Annotated in this window: 15 protein-coding genes; 11 read left to right on the top strand and 4 right to left on the bottom strand. The window is 73.0% G+C overall.

Annotation, left to right across the window (positions count from 1 at the left end; genetic code table 11):
- Positions 1–130: 130 nt before the first annotated feature.
- Positions 131–1,390 (bottom strand): MFS transporter, encoded by a 1,260-nt coding sequence (locus VNF07_12485; protein HVB07054.1) that lies wholly within the window; start codon positions 1,388–1,390, stop codon positions 131–133.
- Between the two features lie 153 nt (positions 1,391–1,543).
- Between VNF07_12485 and VNF07_12480 the strand changes: the two genes are divergently transcribed.
- From VNF07_12480 to VNF07_12465, 4 genes are all read left to right on the top strand, one after another.
- Entirely contained in the window at positions 1,544–2,215 is a 672-nt protein-coding gene (locus tag VNF07_12480) for a hypothetical protein (GenBank protein HVB07053.1), read from the top strand.
- A gap of 2 nt (positions 2,216–2,217) precedes the next feature.
- Complete coding sequence (locus VNF07_12475) at positions 2,218–2,874, top strand: hypothetical protein (protein ID HVB07052.1); 657 nt, start codon at positions 2,218–2,220, stop codon at positions 2,872–2,874.
- Between the two features lie 155 nt (positions 2,875–3,029).
- The gene (locus tag VNF07_12470) at positions 3,030–3,980 is read left to right on the top strand and encodes an NAD(P)-dependent oxidoreductase (GenBank protein HVB07051.1); all 951 of its coding nucleotides are present in this window, start codon (positions 3,030–3,032) and stop codon (positions 3,978–3,980) included.
- An 80-nt stretch (positions 3,981–4,060) separates the two neighbouring features.
- Positions 4,061–4,681 (top strand): nitroreductase family protein, encoded by a 621-nt coding sequence (locus VNF07_12465; protein ID HVB07050.1) that lies wholly within the window; start codon positions 4,061–4,063, stop codon positions 4,679–4,681.
- A gap of 15 nt (positions 4,682–4,696) precedes the next feature.
- Here the strand turns inward: VNF07_12465 and VNF07_12460 are convergent, their stop codons facing one another.
- Entirely contained in the window at positions 4,697–5,692 is a 996-nt protein-coding gene (locus VNF07_12460; protein HVB07049.1) for a hypothetical protein, read from the bottom strand.
- 116 nt (positions 5,693–5,808) lie between these two features.
- Here VNF07_12460 and VNF07_12455 point away from each other — a divergent pair, with 116 nt between their 5' ends.
- Positions 5,809–6,681, top strand: a complete 873-nt coding sequence (locus VNF07_12455) for an isocitrate lyase/PEP mutase family protein (GenBank protein HVB07048.1) — start codon at positions 5,809–5,811, stop codon at positions 6,679–6,681.
- Between the two features lie 112 nt (positions 6,682–6,793).
- Entirely contained in the window at positions 6,794–7,939 is a 1,146-nt protein-coding gene (locus VNF07_12450) for a PP2C family protein-serine/threonine phosphatase (protein HVB07047.1), read from the top strand.
- A gap of 15 nt (positions 7,940–7,954) precedes the next feature.
- Here VNF07_12450 and VNF07_12445 read toward each other — a convergent pair whose 3' ends face one another.
- Positions 7,955–8,242, bottom strand: coding sequence for an acylphosphatase (locus VNF07_12445; protein ID HVB07046.1), 288 nt, complete (start codon positions 8,240–8,242; stop codon positions 7,955–7,957).
- 20 nt (positions 8,243–8,262) lie between these two features.
- Entirely contained in the window at positions 8,263–10,614 is a 2,352-nt protein-coding gene (gene lon, locus VNF07_12440) for an endopeptidase La (protein HVB07045.1), read from the bottom strand.
- A 161-nt stretch (positions 10,615–10,775) separates the two neighbouring features.
- Between lon and VNF07_12435 the strand changes: the two genes are divergently transcribed.
- The 5 genes from VNF07_12435 (at position 10,776) to VNF07_12415 (ending at position 16,361) form a co-directional block, all read left to right on the top strand.
- The gene (locus VNF07_12435) at positions 10,776–11,771 is read left to right on the top strand and encodes a PhnD/SsuA/transferrin family substrate-binding protein (GenBank protein ID HVB07044.1); all 996 of its coding nucleotides are present in this window, start codon (positions 10,776–10,778) and stop codon (positions 11,769–11,771) included.
- 2 nt (positions 11,772–11,773) lie between these two features.
- Entirely contained in the window at positions 11,774–12,541 is a 768-nt protein-coding gene (locus VNF07_12430; GenBank protein HVB07043.1) for a class II aldolase/adducin family protein, read from the top strand.
- A gap of 130 nt (positions 12,542–12,671) precedes the next feature.
- Positions 12,672–13,646, top strand: coding sequence for a MoxR family ATPase (locus tag VNF07_12425; protein ID HVB07042.1), 975 nt, complete (start codon positions 12,672–12,674; stop codon positions 13,644–13,646).
- Positions 13,647–13,657: 11 nt separating this feature from the next.
- Positions 13,658–14,890, top strand: a complete 1,233-nt coding sequence (locus VNF07_12420; protein HVB07041.1) for a DUF58 domain-containing protein — start codon at positions 13,658–13,660, stop codon at positions 14,888–14,890.
- Positions 14,868–16,361, top strand: a complete 1,494-nt coding sequence (locus VNF07_12415) for a DUF4129 domain-containing protein (protein ID HVB07040.1) — start codon at positions 14,868–14,870, stop codon at positions 16,359–16,361. The genes VNF07_12420 and VNF07_12415 overlap by 23 nt, the downstream gene beginning before the upstream one ends.
- Positions 16,362–16,372: the final 11 nt, after the last annotated feature.

The following is a 16,372-nucleotide window of genomic DNA, read 5'->3' as shown; positions in this document are numbered from 1 at the left end:
CTCAGGCGGCCCTTTCCGGGTACAACTCTAGATCGCGCTTCCAGCCCGTGACATGGGATTCCGCGCGCGCAAGGAGGCGGCGGCGGGGAGAACTCCAAAGGTTGCTACCCGGTCCCGGAGGCTCGCAAACCTATGCGCCGCGCGGCTGGGCCGCGGTCTCGTGCTCGTCGCGGCCGAGCTCGTAACGGATGAAGCGTGGCATCAAGCGGGCGACGATCGCGATGCCGACGATGCACCCGAGGCCGCCCGAGACGACCGAGAGCTGGTTGCTCGAGGCTGCCGCGACGAGCCCCGCCTCGGCGTTGCCGAGGCGGGGGCCGCTTTGGACCACCGCGAGCTGGATCGAGGTGAGCCGACCGCGCAGGCGGTCCGGCGTCTCGGTCTGGATGATCGTCGAGCGGAAGACGGCCGAGATGACGTCGGCGCCGCCGGCGATCGCGAGCAGCCCGAAGGCGAGGACGACCTGGCGGGCGAAGCCGAAGGCGGTGAGGGCGACCCCCCAGCAGACGATCGCCACGCAGACGGCGTAGCCGGGGCGGCGGATGCGGCGCGTCCAGCCGGAGAAGGCGGAGGCGACCACCGCGCCCGCCCCCGGCGCGGCGTAGAGGAGGCCGACGGTCCCGGCCCCGCCGTGGAACTGGACGGTGGCGAGCGCCGGGAAGAGCGCAGTCGGCATGCCGAGGATCGTGGCGTTGAGGTCGGCGATGAAGCAGCCCTGGATCGCCTGGCGCCCTTTCAGGAACTGGAAGCCCTCGGCGATCGAGCGCAGCCCGAAGCGCGTCGCCCCGCCGAGCGGCGGGTGCGCGCCGACGGTGAGCACCGCGCCGACGGCGACGACGAAGCTCCCGGCGTTCAGGAAGAAGACGATCTCCACCCCGAACGCCGCGAGCAGGATGCCGCCGAGGGAGGGGCCGAGGACCTGGGAGACCTGGCCGATCAGCTGGCGGAGGGCGTTCGCCGAGATCAGCAGCTCGCGCTCGACGATCGAGATCAATAGCGCCTGCCGGGCCGGCCCGTCGACGCCCTGCAGCGCGGCGTTCGCCCCGGCGAGGACGTAGATCAACAGCAGCGAGGGGTGGTGGCGCGCGGCGTTCAGGGCGAGGCCGCAGGAGACCACCGCCATCGTGCTCCCGGTGAACAAGAGCAGCCGCCGCCGGTCGAAGGCGTCGGCGATCGAGCCGCCGAGCACCGAGCCGACGAGGGAGGGTCCGAGCTGGACGAGGCTGATGAGGCCGACGTCGAGCGAGGAGTGGGTCAGCCGGTAGACCTGGTAGGCGACGGCCACCACGGCGAGCTGCGAGCCGACCGCGGAGACGGCGGCGCCGATCCAGACCCTGCGGAACTCGGGGTAGAGCCGGAGCGGCGTGGTGTCGACGAAGAATTTGCCCACGACCGACGCCACCCTACTGGCTGCGGGTCGGTCCTTCGCAGTCCGAAGGATCGACCCGGCGCCCCCGGGAGGAGCGCGCGCTCCCGGGATAGGGTGTCGACGCTTCAGCGGAAGAGCGGCGCCGCCGCTCCCGACACCTCCGGAGGCAGCGCGGTGAGTGACGTGCGCGCGCTCGTAGAGCGGCTCGAGAAGATGGACACCTGCACGGTGTCCGACGCCCTGGACGCCCTCGGCCTGCCGGGCTCCATCATTGGCATCCGCCCCCTGTGGGAGTGCCCGAAGATCGCTGGCCGCGTGAAGACCGTGGGCCTCGGCCCCGCCGCCGAGGCGAAGGGCCTGCCCGCCCGCCACCTCGGTTCGGCGGCGATCGCCGCCTCCGAGCCGGGCGACGTGATCGTCGTCGACAACCGCGCCGGCAAGGGCGAGTCGGCGGGTTGGGGCGGCCTGCTCTCGCTGGCGGCGAGCATCAAGCAGGTCGCCGGCGTCGTCGTCTACGGCGCGGCGCGCGACGTCGACGACGTCGCCGAGGTCGGCCTCCCCTACTACGCGCACTCCGCGACCCCCCGCACGGCGCGGGCGCGCACCGTCGAGATCTCCAACGGCGAGCCGCTCGAGCTCGAGAACGTGGTGCTCGAGGAGGGCGACCTCGTCCTCGCCGATCGCTCCGGGGTGGTCTTCCTCTCGGCCGCGAACGCCTCGGAGGTGCTCGACAAGGCCGACGAGCTCTACGCCAAGGAGGCGGAGATGGCCGCTCAGCTCCGCGCCGGGGTCACCGTCACCGACGTGCTGAGCGGCAACTACGAGTCGATGCTGAAGAAAGGATGACGATGGCCGACGACGAGGTCCTCACCAGTCTGCGCAAGCTCAACACCGCGGTGGTCTCCGACACCTGTGACCGTCTCGGGCTCATCACCCAGGCGAGCGGGATCATCCGCGTCGCCGGGTCGGGCACGATCGCCGGTCGCGCCTTCACGGTGCAGTACGTGCCGGTCGGCACCGAGGGCGGCACCGTGGGCGACTACATCGACGACGTCGAGCCGGGCTCGGTGATCGTGCTCTCCAACCACGGCCGCACCGACGTCACCGTGTGGGGCGGGATCCTCTCCGAGGTCGCCGAGCACCGGGGCATCTCGGCGACGGTGATCGACGGCATCTGCCGCGACGTGCAGCGCGCCTTTGACGTCGACTACTCGCTCTACGCGCGTGCGCACTGGATGCGCACCGGCAAGGACCGCGTGCGCGCCGAGGCGATGCAGATCGCGGTCGCCGTCGGCGGCTGCCTCGTGCGCCCCGACGACGTGATCGTCGGCGACGCCGACGGGATCATCGTGCTGCCGCGCGAGCGGGCCGAGGAGATCGCGAAGCTTGCCACCGAGATCGAGTCGACCGAGCAGGCGATCAGCGACGAAGCGCTGAAGAACAACACGCGCCTCTCCGACGCGCGCGCGAAGCACGGCTACCACAACCTGCAGACCAAGCGATAGAGCGCCCGCGCCGCCGGCCTCCCGGCCCTCACGGGGCGGGGCGAGGGCTCTAAGGTGCGGACGCCCTGCGGGGCAGAGCCTCCGGCCGGCACTCCGCCGCCGGTGCAGCACGTCACGGGCGCGAGGGCGCCGGACGAAGGGAAAGGAGCACCGAGATGATCCTGGTGACCGGGGGACTCGGTTTCATCGGCCTGCACACGGCGCGGGCGCTGCTCGACCTGGGGGAGACCTGCGTCCTCACTCAGTACCGCGTGGCGCGCGAGCCCGACTTCATCAAGGACGAGGTCGGCAAGCGGGTCTTCATCGAGCAGCTCGACGTGACCGACACCGAGTCGTTCATGGCGATCGGCAAGAAGCACCACATCGACGGCATCGTCCACCTCGCGGTGCCGGGCCTCGGTGCCCTCAGCCCCGCCGACGACTTCCGCGTGAACATGAACGGCCTGCTGAACGCCCTGCAGGCGGCCCAGGACTGGGAGGTCAAGCGGATCGGGATCGCGAGCTCGCTCGCCGTCTACTCCGGGGTGCGCGAGCTCCCCTACCGCGAGGACATGCCGCTGCCGATGACCGGCGGCAACCCGACCGAGGCCTTCAAGAAGTCCTACGAGATCCTCGGCACCCACTTCGCCGGCCGCACCGGGATCGACCTCGTGAACCTCCGCATCGCTGGCATCTGGGGGCCGCTCTACCACTCGATGGCGAACCTCCCCTCCAAGCTCGTGCACGCCGCGGTGAAGGGCGAGAAGCCCAACCTCGAAGGGCCGCGCGGCGTCCCCTACGCCGAGGACGGCGGGGACATGTGCTACGTGAAGGACTGCGGGCGGGGCATCGCCCTGCTGCAGGTCGCGGAGAAGCTCAACCACCGTACCTACAACATCGCTTCCGGGCGGGCGACGAGGAACGAGGACCTCGTCGCCGCGGTCCACAAGGTGCTCCCCGACGCCGAGCTCGAGCTCCCCGCCGGCCACGCCCCGAACAGCCCCGGCGAGGTGCCCTACCTCGACCTCAGCTGGATCCACGAGGACACCGGCTTCGAGCCGCAGTACTCGACCGAGTCGGGGATCGCCGACTACGTCGGCTGGCTGCAGGCGGGCAACGCCGAATAGCCCCGCGGCGCGAAGCGCCGAGACCACTACCACGGCCCGGGCGTTTTCTGCCGGGGCCGTGGCCGTTCGAGGAGGAGCCGATGCTCGGACCCGATGAGCTGCTGAGCACCACGCGGGCGGTGCGCCGACGGCTCGACCTCGCTCGGCCCGTGCCCGAGGAGCTCGTCGAGGAGTGCCTCGCCCTCGCGCTGCAGGCACCGAGCGGCTCCAACCGCCAGGGATGGCACTTCGTCGTGGTCACCGACGGCGCGCTGCGCGCCGGCCTCGCCGCCCTCTACGCGCGGGCCTTCTCCCGCTACGAGGAGCGCATCGCGGCGGGGCCGGCCCCCGACGCGGCGACGGCGCGGGTGCACGACTCGGCGCGCTACCTCGCGGAGCACCTCGGCGAGGTCCCCGTCCACCTCGTCGCCTGCGCCGAAGGGCGCCCCGAGGGGCGGTCGACCTCCTCGCTCGCCGCCTACTTCGGCTCGATCCTGCCGGCGGTGTGGAGCTTCTGCCTCGCGGCGAGGAGCCGCGGCCTCGGCACGGCGTTCACGACGATGCACCTCTCCTACGAGCGCGAGGCGGCCGAGCTCCTCGGCATCCCCTACGACGAGGTCGCGCAGGTCGCGCTCGTCCCCGTCGGCTACCTCCTCGGCGCCGCGCTCAGGGCCGCGCCCCGCCGCGACCTCGGGAGCGTCGTCCACCGCGACCGTTTCTGAGCCGCGGCGCGCCCCTCAGAGCTCGAGCGAGGGCGGGTAGAAGATCTCCTCGAGGGAGAGCTTGCGGGGGGTGAGCCCCTGCTCGTGGGAGTAGCTCGTCATCGCCTCGAGGATCTTCCGGTTGGCCTGCACCCCGTAGGGGAAGAGGTCGCTCGAGAGCTGGGACTCGATCTCGCCGCCGACGACGCCGGCCTCGAGGAAGGGGCCGAGGTCGGTGACGACCGCCTCGCGGGCGCGCTCCTTGGCCTCGAGGAACGCGGAGTAGAGGTTGAGCATCACCCAGGGGTGCGCCTCGGCGACGTCTCGGCGCACGGCGACGCAGTGGTTGATCGGGAAGAAGCCGCTCGAGGTGTAGTAGCGGCGCGCCTCGGCGACGGGGTCGGGGAACAGGCGCCGCACGCCCGAGCCGGGGCCGAACTGGATGCGGCTCTTGTCGACGAGGTTGTTGTCGGTGATGTAGCCGAGCGCGCAGTCGAGCTCGCCGGCCATCAGCATCTCGCCGATGTTCGAGTCCGCGGGGACGTACTTGAAGTCGACGCCGTCGGGCGCGACGAAGCCGGTCGCGCCGCCGTGGCTCATCTCCGGCTGGCGCTCCATGAACCAGTGCATCTGCTCGGGGGCGACCCCGAACTCGTGCAGCAGCACGGCCCGCTTCCACAGCGCCGCGGTCTGCTGGTACTCGGGGATGCCGACGCGCTTTCCGACGAGGTCGGCGGGGGCCGCGATGCCGGCGTCCTCGCGGACGAGGATGCCGAGGTGGAAGAAGCTCCGCGAGGTGAAGACGGGGAGGCCGATCCAGGTGTCGTCGCCCCGCGCGCGGGCGATCATGAGGCTCGACATCGAGAGCTCGCTCGCCTCGAACTCCTGGAAGTGGAGCTGGCGCCAGAAGATCTCCGAGCCGTGCACCTTGCTGGCGTGCAGGTTGATCCCCTGCGGCTTCACCGCCCCGGTGAGGATCGCGCGCGAGCGGGGGTTGTCGCCGATGGCGAAGGCGAGCTCGAGGTCCGGCATCGGAATCTTCCTTTCCCCGGCGGCTTCGCGGGCGCGATCACTTCGGGCCTCGAAGCTAATGGCTCGGCGCGCGCTTCGGCCCGGGCGGCGCAGGGGCCGCGGTTAGCGTCGGGGAGGTGGAGCGCGCGCTCGAGGGGCCGGCGGCGCTGCGCGCGGCCCTTCAGGGCGGCGGCGTGCTCGTCGCACCGAGCGTCTTCGACGGCCTCTCGCTGCGTGCCGTCGAACGTGCGGGCTTTCGGGCCGCGCACGTGAGCGGGAGCGCCGGCGCGGGCTCGGCCTTCGGCCTCCCCGACATCGGCCTCGTCTCGATGACCGAGGTCGTCGAGCACGTGCGTCGCCTCGCGGCGACGACGAAGGTCCCCCTCGTCGCCGACGGCGACACCGGCTACGGGGGGCCCTCCCAGGTGGCCCGCTTCGTCTCGCTCCTCGAGAGGGCGGGCGCCGCCGCAGTGCACCTCGAGGACCAGTCCTTCCCCAAGCGCTGCGGCTTCCTCCCGGGCAAGAGCGTCGTCGACGCCGCCGAGTTCGCCGAGCGCCTCGCGGCGGCGGCCGCGGCCCGCAGCGACCCCGATTTCCTCGTGATCGCCCGCACCGACGCGCTCGACCTGCTCGGCGTCGACGAGGCGGTGGCGCGCTGCCGGCGCTACCGCGCGGCGGGCGCGGACCTCGTCTTTGTCGAGGGGATCTCGTCGCGCGACGAGCTCGAGGTGATCGGGCGCGAGGTGGCGGGACCGAAGATGCTGAACATGGTGGGCTCGATCGCCTCAGTGGAGGTCACCGACGACGAGCTCGCGGCGCTCGGCTACGCCCTCGTCATCTATCCGGCGCTGCTCGTCGACGCCGCCTCGCGGGCGATGGACGACACCCTCGGCGAGCTCGCGCGGGAGGGGCGTGCCTTCCGCGCCACCCCCTACCTCGGGCCGGTCGGGCTGGCGCGTTCGATGGGGATCGAGGCCTGGCTGCCCGGGCTCTTCGACGCCGCGCCGTGAGCCGCGCCACCCCGCCGTCCCGGACTGCGCAGGAGCGGTCGGGCGTCATGTGGGAGGGTCGGTAATCGAATCGTCACCCGAGAAGCTCGAGCTGGGCGGCCTCGTCCGCGCGATGCGCCGCGCCGACCCCTCCGACGTCGCGGACGCGATGGCCTCCGCCGCCGCCTCGCTCGGCGGCGCCGACCTCGTGCTCTACGTCGTCGACTTCGAGCAGCAGGTGCTCGAGCCGCTCCCCAACCGCTCCGCCCACGAGGAGCTGCCGCACTCCGAGGACGTGAACAGCACGGTCGCGGGGAGGGCCTTCCTACAGCGCGAGGTCGTCGCGGTCGAGCGCGCCGACGGTACGCGCGTCTGGGCCCCGATCGTCGAAGGCTCCGATGTCACCGGGGTGCTGGCGCTCACGCTTCCCGCGGGCGACCCCGCAGTGCTGGCGCAGTGCGAGGACCTCGGCGTGCTCGCCGGCTTCGCGCTCGCGATCCAGAGCCGGGTCACCGACACCTACGGGCTGCATCGCCGGCGGAAGTCGATGTCGCTGGCGGCGAGCATGCAGTGGGACCTGCTCCCACCCCTCACCCTCGCCACGCCGCGCGTCGCGGTGGCGGGCATGCTCGAGCCCGCCTACGAGGTCGGCGGGGACTGCTTCGACTATGCGCTGAACGGCTCCCAGCTCGACTTCGCCTTCATGGACTCGATGGGCCACGGGCTGCGGTCGGCGATGCTCGCCGCGCTCGCCCTCGGCTGCTACCGCCACGACCGCCGCGAGAGCCGGACCCTCGAGCACATCCACGAGAGCGTCGACCGCGTCGTCGCCTCCGAGCACCGCGGCGACGGCTTCGTCACGGGCCAGATCGGCCGCCTCGACCTCGACAGCGGCGTCCTCCACTGGATCAACGCCGGCCACCCCGCGCCGATGCTCATCCGCCACGGGCAGGTGGTCGGGGAGCTCGTCGGGCCACCGACGGGGCCGTGGGGCACCGGTCACGGCGTCTGCACGGTGCACCAGGAGCCCCTCGAGCCCGGTGACGGCGTGCTGTTCTACACCGACGGGATCACCGAGGGCCGGGGGACCGAGGGCTTCGGCACCGAACGGCTGATCGACCTCGTCGATCGCTGCGCCTTTGACGAGGTCCCCATCCCGCTCATCGTGCGGCACCTCGTCCGTGCCGTCGTCGAGCACCACGAGGGAGCGCTCCGCGACGACGCCACGGTGCTCATCGTCCGGTGGCAGAGGCCCGCCGACGACGCCGCCGACCGGTAGGGAGCGGCCGCCGCTTCAGTGCAGGATGCAGAAGTCCGACGCGCCCTGCGGGGTGGCGTCGCTCGCCGCCAGCCCCTCGACTCGGGCGCGCGCCGGGCCGTGCCCGCACCAGGCGACGAGCGCCTCGACGGCCGGCTCGGGGCCCTCGAAGTCGCCGCGCAGCCTCCCGTCGGTGAGGTTCTCGACGGTGCCCGAGACGCCGAGACGCCCCGCCTCGACGCGGCAGCTCTCTCGGAAGTAGACCCCCTGCACGAGGCCGCTCACGAGGATGATGCGCCGCACCGTCGGCGGGGCGTCGGGCACAAAGGGAACCTACCGGCCCCCTACGCGGCCGCGCGCTCGAGGGCCGCCTCGGGCTCGGCGAGGACGACGGCGAGCAGCTCGTCGACGTCGCTCACGAGGTGGAAGCGCATCGCGATGCGCACCGACTCGGGCAGGTCCTCGAGGTCGGGGCCGTTGCGGGCCGGCAGCGCGACCTCGGTGAGGCCGGCGCGGTGGGCGGCGAGCACCTTCTGCACGACGCCGCCGATCGGCAGCACCTTGCCTCGCAGCGTGACCTCGCCGGTCATCCCCACCTCGGGCCGGACGGCGCGCCCGGTGAGCAGGCTCACGAGGGCCGAGGTCATCGTGACGCCCGCCGAGGGGCCGTCCTTTGGGACCGCGCCCGCCGGGACGTGCACGTGGAAGTGGCGCCCGGCGAGGGCCTCGGGGCCGATCCCGAGCTCGGGGGCGTGCGCCCGCACGTAGGAGAGGGCGATCTCGGCCGACTCCTTCATCACCTCACCGAGCTGGCCGGTGAGGGTCAGGCCCTCGCCGCCGGCCGCGGCGTTCGCCTCGACGAACAGCACGTCGCCCCCGGCACCGGTGACGGCGAGGCCCGTGGCCACACCCGGCACGCTCGTGCGCTCGGCGACCTCGGTGAAGACCTTGCGGCGGCCGAGCCAGGAGGCGACGTCCTCCTCCCCGACGACCACCGGGGCGCTGCGCTCGCCGGAGACGATCCTGGTCGCCGCCTTGCGCAGCAGGCGGGCGATCTCCCGCTCTAGCTGGCGGACGCCCGCCTCGCGGGTGTACTCGGCGACGATGCGCAGCAGCGCGGCGTCGCTCACCTCGACCTCGGACTCGGCGAGCGCGGCGCGCTCGAGCTGGCGGGGGAGGAGGTGGTTGCGCCCGATGCGGACCTTCTCCTCCTCGGAGTAGCCGTCGAGGCGGAGCACCTCCATGCGGTCGAGGAGCGGCCCGGGGATCGTCTCGAGGACGTTCGCCGTCGCGAGGAACAGCACCTTGGAGAGGTCGAGGGGGACCTCCAGGTAGTGGTCGGTGAAGGTGTGGTTCTGCGCGGGGTCGAGCACCTCGAGCAGCGCCGAGGCGGGGTCGCCGCGGAAGTCGCTGCCGAGCTTGTCGACCTCGTCGAGGAGGAGCACCGGGTTCATCGTCCCCGCCTCGCGCAGCGCCCGCACCAGGCGGCCGGGCTGCGCGCCGACGTAGGTGCGGCGGTGGCCGCGGATCTCGGCCTCGTCGTGGGTGCCGCCGAGGGCGACCCGCACGAACTTTCGGTCAAGGGCGCGCGCCACCGACTCGCCGAGGGAGGTCTTGCCGACCCCGGGGGGGCCGACGAGGACGAGGATCGCCCCCGCGCCGCGCCCCACCGAGACGAGGCCCCGCTCGTGCTGCAGCTTGCGCACGGCGAGGTGCTCGAGGATGCGCTCTTTCACCTCGGGGAGCCCTTCGTGGTCCTCGTCGAGGATCGCGGCGGCGGCCTTCACGTCGAGGTTGTCCTCGGACTCGACCCCGAAGGGGAGCTCGAGGACGGTGTCGAGCCAGGTGCGGATCCAGCCGCCCTCCGGGCTCTGCTCGTTGGTCCGCTCGAGGCGCCCGATCTCGCGCTCGACGGCCTTGCGCACCTCGTCGGGGAGGGTCGCCTGCTCGGCGCGGCGGCGGTAGCCGGCGGGGTCGTCGGCCCCTTCCTCGCCCTCCTCGGAGAGCTCGCCGAGCTCCTTGCGGATCGCGTCGAGCTGGCGGCGGAGGAGGAACTCGCGCTGTGTGCGCTCCATCCCCTCCTCGACGTTGGTCTTGATCTGCTCGCGCAGCGTCAGGTCGGCGAGGACCTCGCGCGCCCAGCCGAGCACGAGGCGCAGGCGCGCCTCGACGTCGAGCGCCTCGAGCACCTCCAGCTTCTGGGCGAGGGTGAGGTCCGGCGAGTAGCCCGAGAGGTCGGCGATCTCGCCGGGCTCGGTGGCCTCGCGCAGCTCGCTCGCCAGCCGGTGCGCACCGCTGGTGAGGAGGATGTTCTCGAGCACGGCGCGGTACTCGCGGGCGAGCTCGCGCACGGCGTCGGTGATCGGGGCCTGCTCGACCGCGTCGACCTGCACCCACAGCGCGTCGCCGGTGCTCGGCACCGCCGCGCCGACGTGCACCCGCTCGACGCCGCGCAGCACGACCGCGAGCGGCCCCTTCGGGATCTCGCCGCGCTCGAGGATCTCGGCGACGACGCCGATCGAGGAGTAGCGCCCCTCCAGGTGGGGGACGAGGAGGAGGCGGTCCGAGGCGGCTCGCGCCGCCTCGGCGGCGGCACGCGCCTCGTCGGACTCGAGGGCGAGGGTGAGCATCATCCCAGGGAGCACGACCCCCGAGGTGAGGGGGAGCAGCGGCAGGGTCTGGCGGAGTTCAGGCATCTTCTCCTCGCCGTTCAGCGGGTGTAATTTCGATTACGCGTCGTTGCGTGAATGTTCTAACGCCCCCGGGGCCGCGGTATTCCGCCCCCCCTCGACAGGCCTGCGGGTGCTCAATACGATCGGCTGGGCCGGGCGTCCGCCGCGGCGCGGAGGGGAGCCACATGGGCAACATCGAGCTCGGCGCGGCGCTGTCGGGGAACGCGAGGACCGAGCCGGTCCACCAGGGGCGGGTGAAGGCCCAGGGGATCGACCTGCACGTCACCAAGGTCCACCCCTCGGAGATGTTCTGGCGCCAGCTCCACTTCCAGGAGTTCGAGGTCTCCGAGATGTCGATGTCCTCGCTGCTCGCGGCGCGTGCCCACGGCGACGACACCTGGGTCGCGCTCCCGGTCTTCACCTCCCGGCAGTTCTTCCACACCGGCATCCTCGTGCGCGCCGACGCCGGCATCGCGAAGCCCGAGGACCTCGTCGGCAAGCGCGTCGGCGTCCCTGAGTACCAGCAGACCGCGGCGCTCTGGGGACGCGGTGTCCTGCTCCACGAGTTCGGGGTGAAGCCCGAGGACCTCCACTGGTTCATGGAGCGCCCCCCCGAGCAGAGCCACGGCGGCGCGACCGGCTTCACGCCCCCCGCCGGGGTGCAGCTCGACTACGTCGACCGCGACTCCAACATCGGCGAGATGCTGATGGCGGGCACCCTCGACGCGACCCTCCTCTACATCGCCGACCGCAACCTCGTCGACCGCAGCCGTGCCGACCTCAGCACCGGCACGACGATCACCCGCCTCTTCCCCGACCCCCGTGCCGAGTCGATCCGCTACTACGAGAAGACCGGCTTCTACCCGATCAACCACTGCGTGGTCGTCCGCCGGGACGTCGTCGAGGCGTACCCGTGGGTGGTGCTCAACCTCTACTCGATGCTCCTCGAGGCCAAGCAGCTCGCGCACGCCGAGGCGCTCGCCACCGCGACGCCCTACCGCGAGGCTGGGCTGCTCAGCGGCGAGAGCCTGCAGGCGCTCCACAAGGACCTCTTCCTCTACGGCGTGCAGGCCCAGCGGGAAACCCTGGAGACGATCACCGAGTACTCCCACGAGCAGGGGCTGACGCCGCGCCGCCTCGGCCTCGAGGAGCTCTTCTACCCGCCGACGCTGGAGCTGTAGCGATGGCCGCCTTCAGCGGGGACAAGGCGCGACTCGCCGCCGAGATCGCGCAGTCGTGCCGGATCATGGGCAAGCTCGGCCTCACCCACGCCGCCCTCGGCCACGTGAGCTACCGCCCCGAGGGCGCCGACACCGTCCTCATCAAGGGGAAGGGGGTCGACGAGGCGGGGCTGCGCTACACCTCGGTCGACGACATCTTGGAGATCGACTTCGACGCCGAGAAGGTGGGCGGCCCCGACGGCCTGCAGCCGCCGTCGGAGAGCTTCATCCACCTCTGGCTCTACAAGCTGCACCCCGAGGTGCGCTCGGTCGCGCACATCCACCCCGTCCCCGCGGTGCTGCTCACGATCGGCGAGCGGGAGATCGTGCCGATCGTCGGCGCCTTCGACATCGGTGCCGCGCAGATGGCGATCGAGGGGGTGCCGACCTACCCGAGGAGCGTCACCGTCGCCAACGACGAGCTCGGCGAGGGGCTCGCGACCTTCATGGGCGACCACAAGGTGACGATGATGCGCGGCCACGGGATCAGCGCGACGGGCTCGAGCGTCGCCGACGTCACGGTGCGCTGCGTGACCGCTAACCGCCTCGTCTCGATGATGTACCAGGCCTGCCTGATCGGCGACCCGCAGCCGATCCTCCCCGAGGACCAGGAGATCATCTCCGCCCCCCTCGACCCGGCGCGCCCGCGCGGCTCGGCGGGGGGCGAGGTGGGGATGCTCGCCGCCTATCGCTACTACCGGAGCCTTGCCGACGAGGAGGCCCTCGCCTAGCCCTCGGCCAGCTCCGACCGCCTGGAGGTTCCTCTCGCCGAAACCACAGCTTGGCCGTCTAGCCTGTCCCGCCATCCCCGGGGTAGTTGCACGGCGGGGGCAGGATCGAGCGAGGGGCGGGTTCGCGGGCGTGGAGAACGGGCAGACTTCGGCGGCATTGGCGCGCGTCGCGGCGGCGGTCGGCTCGGTCGTCGTCGGCAAGGAGGCAGCGCTCGAGCAGCTCCTCGTGGCGCTGCTCTGCCGGGGGCACGCGCTGTTGGAGGACGTCCCCGGCGTCGGCAAGACCCTCCTCGCTCGCTCGCTCGCCACGGTGAGCGGCGCCTCGTTCGGGCGCGTGCAGTTCACCCCCGACGTGCTCCCCTCCGACGTCACCGGTTCGAGCGTCTACAACCAGAAGAGCGGCGAGTTCGAGTTCCGCGCCGGGCCGGTCTTCACCCAGGTCCTGCTCGCCGACGAGATCAACCGGGCCACCCCGCGCACCCAGTCGTCGCTGCTCGAGGCGATGGAGGAGCGGCAGGTCACCGTCGACGGCGAGACCCGCCGCCTCCCCGAGCCCTTCTTCGTCGTCGCCACGCAGAACCCCGTCGACCTCGAGGGGACCTTCCCCCTCCCCGAGGCCCAGCTCGACCGCTTCCTCGTGCGCGTCGACCTCGGCTACCCGAGCCTCGCCGAGGAGCACGAGATCCTCACCCGCTACGAGCGGGCCGACCCGCTCGCCACGCTCACGGCCGTCACCTCCCCCGAGGAGATCGTGGCGCTGCAGGCCGCCCGCACCGAGGTGCTCGTCTCAGAGGAGGTGCGCGACTACCTCCTCGACGTCGTGCGGGCGACCCGTGGCGATGCGCGGGTCCGCCTCGGGGCGAGCCCCCGCGCCGCCCTCGCGCTGCACCGTGCGGTGCAGGCCCGCGCCCTCATCGCGGGCCGCGCCTTCGCCCTCCCCGACGACGTGAAGGCGCTCGCCGGGGCGGTCCTCGCCCACCGCCTCGTCCTCTCCGCGCAGGCGCGCCTCAGGGGCGTGAGCGAGCTGCAGGTGGTGGCGAGCATCGTCGACGGGACGAACGTCCCCGTCGAGGAGCTCGATCCCGAAGCCAGCCCCGCGAGCTGAGCCGCCCCGCGATGAACTGGCTCTGGGACCTCAACCCCGAGCTCGTCGCCATCGTCGTCTTCGCCGGCATCGCCGGCGTCGGGGGCTGGCTGCATGCCGCGGCGCTCGCCCTCTTCGGGGCGCTCGGCCTCATGGCGAGCCTCGTCCTGTACCTCTGGCAGCGGACCTGCCTCGTCGGTCTCGCCTACTCGCGCCGCCTCTCCCAGCACCGCGCCGAGTTCGGGGAGCACGTCACCTTGGAGAGCGAGCTCGTGAACGACAAGCTCCTCCCGCTCCCCTGGATCCGGGTGACCGACGTCGTCCCCGAGCGGCTCGACTTCCCCGGCCTCTCGGTGGAGCACCGCGAGGAGGAGGGGGACCGGGCGCTCCTGCAGGCCTTCTCGCTCCTTCCCTTCCAGCGCTCGCTCCGCCGCATCGAGATCGTCTGCGACCACCGGGGGCGCCACCTCTTCGGCGGCAGCGAGGTGCGCTCGGGCGACCCCCTCGGCCTCCGCCACCGCGTCGCCCGCCAGGAGCGGGCCGACGAGCTCGTCGTCTACCCGAAGATCCTCGCCGTGCCGCCGCTCGACCTCGCGGCGCGCACCCCGATCGGCGAACGCCGCGCCCGCTCGCTGCTGCTCGCCGACCCCACCCGCATCGCCGGCATGCGTCAGTACCGCGCCGGCGACCCCCTCCGCCACGTCGACTGGCGGGCGACGGCGCGCTCGGGGGAGCTCCTCGTGCGCGACTTCGAGGCGACGACGAACCCGCGGGTGGCGGTCTTCTTCGATCTCGACCAGTCGGGCTCAGAGGGCGCCGAGGAGGCGCGGGAGTTCTCGCTCAGCCTCGCCGCCTCCTTCGTGGTGCACTTCGGGGGCAAGGGCCTCCCGGTCGGCCTCTTCGGGCCGGGCCTCGCTGACGGCGACCCCGTCGCCGCCGACCCTTCGAGCGCCCCCGACGCGATCGGCCGGATGCTCGAGCTGCTCGCGCTCTGCGAGCCCGACCCGCAGGCGAACCTCGCCGGGGTGCTGAACCTCGAGAGCCGTCGCCTCCGCCGTCAGGCGCTCGTGCTCGTGATCTCCTCCCGCTTCTCGCCGACGGTGCTCGGCGTCCTCGCCGAGGTGCGCCGCCGGGCCCCGGTGACGGCGCTGTTCGTCGACGGCCCGGGGTCGCTCGCCCCCCCGGCGGGCACGGTCGACGCGATCCTCCGCACCGAGCGGCCACGCGACTGGCGGCGAAGCGATGCGCTGGCGCTCACCGAATAACCCGCTCCCTGCGGCGGCGCTCGCGGCGAGCGAGGCGACGTGGATCGCGCTCGTCATCTCCGCGCTCGTGAACACCACGGGCACCCTGCGGATGGACGTCCCCTACCTCGCCCTCGCCCTCCCCGCGGCGGCGGGCGCGCTCGTCGGGCGGGCGATGCGCTGCGTGCGCGCCCCGCTGTGGCCACGGGTCGTCCTCGGGAGCGTCGCCGGCCTCGCCGTGATCGCCCTCGGCGCGGGGGCGCTCGCCTCGCGCAGCGTCGCGGGGGCCTTCGGGCGGGTCGCCGTCGACCCCTTCAGCGTCCGCGGCGCGACCCCCTCGGCGGTCTCGACGATCGCGTGGCTCGCGGTCGCGGTGGTGGTGCTGCGGGGCGTCGTTCTCGGCCTCTCGCACGGCTCGTTCCGCCAGATCGGACGCTCCGCGGCGTGGACCGGCCTCGCCTTCCTCACCCTGTTCATCGTGCTCGCCGCGGTGCCCGGCCGCGCGCTGCACGCCGCGACGCGCGGCGCCGGGCCGCTGTTCGTCGTCTACTTCCTCGAGGTCTTCCTCCTCGGCTACGTGATGCGCAACCGCGAGGCGTCGTCGGTAGGGGCCGGGATGACCCGCGGCGGCGACCGCCGGGTGTGGGGGGCGATCCTCCTCGTCCCGGTGATCGTCGTCGTCGGCGCCGGCTTCCTCGCCGCCGCCGCGCTCGGCGCCTGGGGGAGCGGCCTCACGACCGCGGCTCTCGACGCCGGGCACGCCCTCGGCGGGGCGTTGCGGGCGGCCGGCCTCGGGCTCGTCTTCGCCATCGTGCACGTCACGTTGGGCATCGCCGCGGGGATCGGGGCGATCGTCGGGCTGTTCGTCCACCACCCGATCCCGAAGGGCGGCGCGCTGCACGCGGCGAAGAGCGCGAAGCCCCCGAAGGTCTACCCGCCGCCGAAGATCCCCCCCTTCGTCGGCGGCATCGTGGCGGCCGGCCTCCTCGGGGGGCTGGCGGTGCTCGTCATCCGCCACCGCCCACCGCGCGCCAAGGCGCCGAAGGTGGCGACGCCCCCCGAGCTCGTGAGCTCGGTCTTCACCTGGGGGAAGCTCTTCGCGCTCCTCTTCGCGGCCGCCCGGCGCCTCCTCTCCCGCCTGGGCTCGCGGCTCTCCCGGCGCCGTGCGCCGCGGCGCCGGACCGCGCACCCCGTCGGGGTGCGCGGCGACTACCGCCGGGTGCTGCTCGCCGCGCACGAGGCGGGCCGCGGGCGCTCCCTTTCCGAGACGCCGCGGGAGTTCGCGAGCCGCGTCGCGCCCGAGCTCGGCGAGGGGGCGGAGCTGCTGGCGGGCCTCACCGACCGCTACGAGCGCGCCCGCTACGCCGGCGCGCCCTCCGAGGGGGGCTCGGAGGGCGCGGCCGACGTCCTCGTGGCGGCGTTCGCCGCCCTCGTCGGCGGCGCGGCGGACGGGCCTGCGGTGGCGGCAGCGGGTACAACTTCTTCTGACTGACGGGGAGGCGC

The organism is Acidimicrobiales bacterium (assembly GCA_035533595.1).
Lineage (GTDB): Bacteria > Actinomycetota > Acidimicrobiia > Acidimicrobiales > Bog-793 > DATLTN01.
This window is presented reverse-complemented; position numbering and strand designations above follow the sequence as displayed.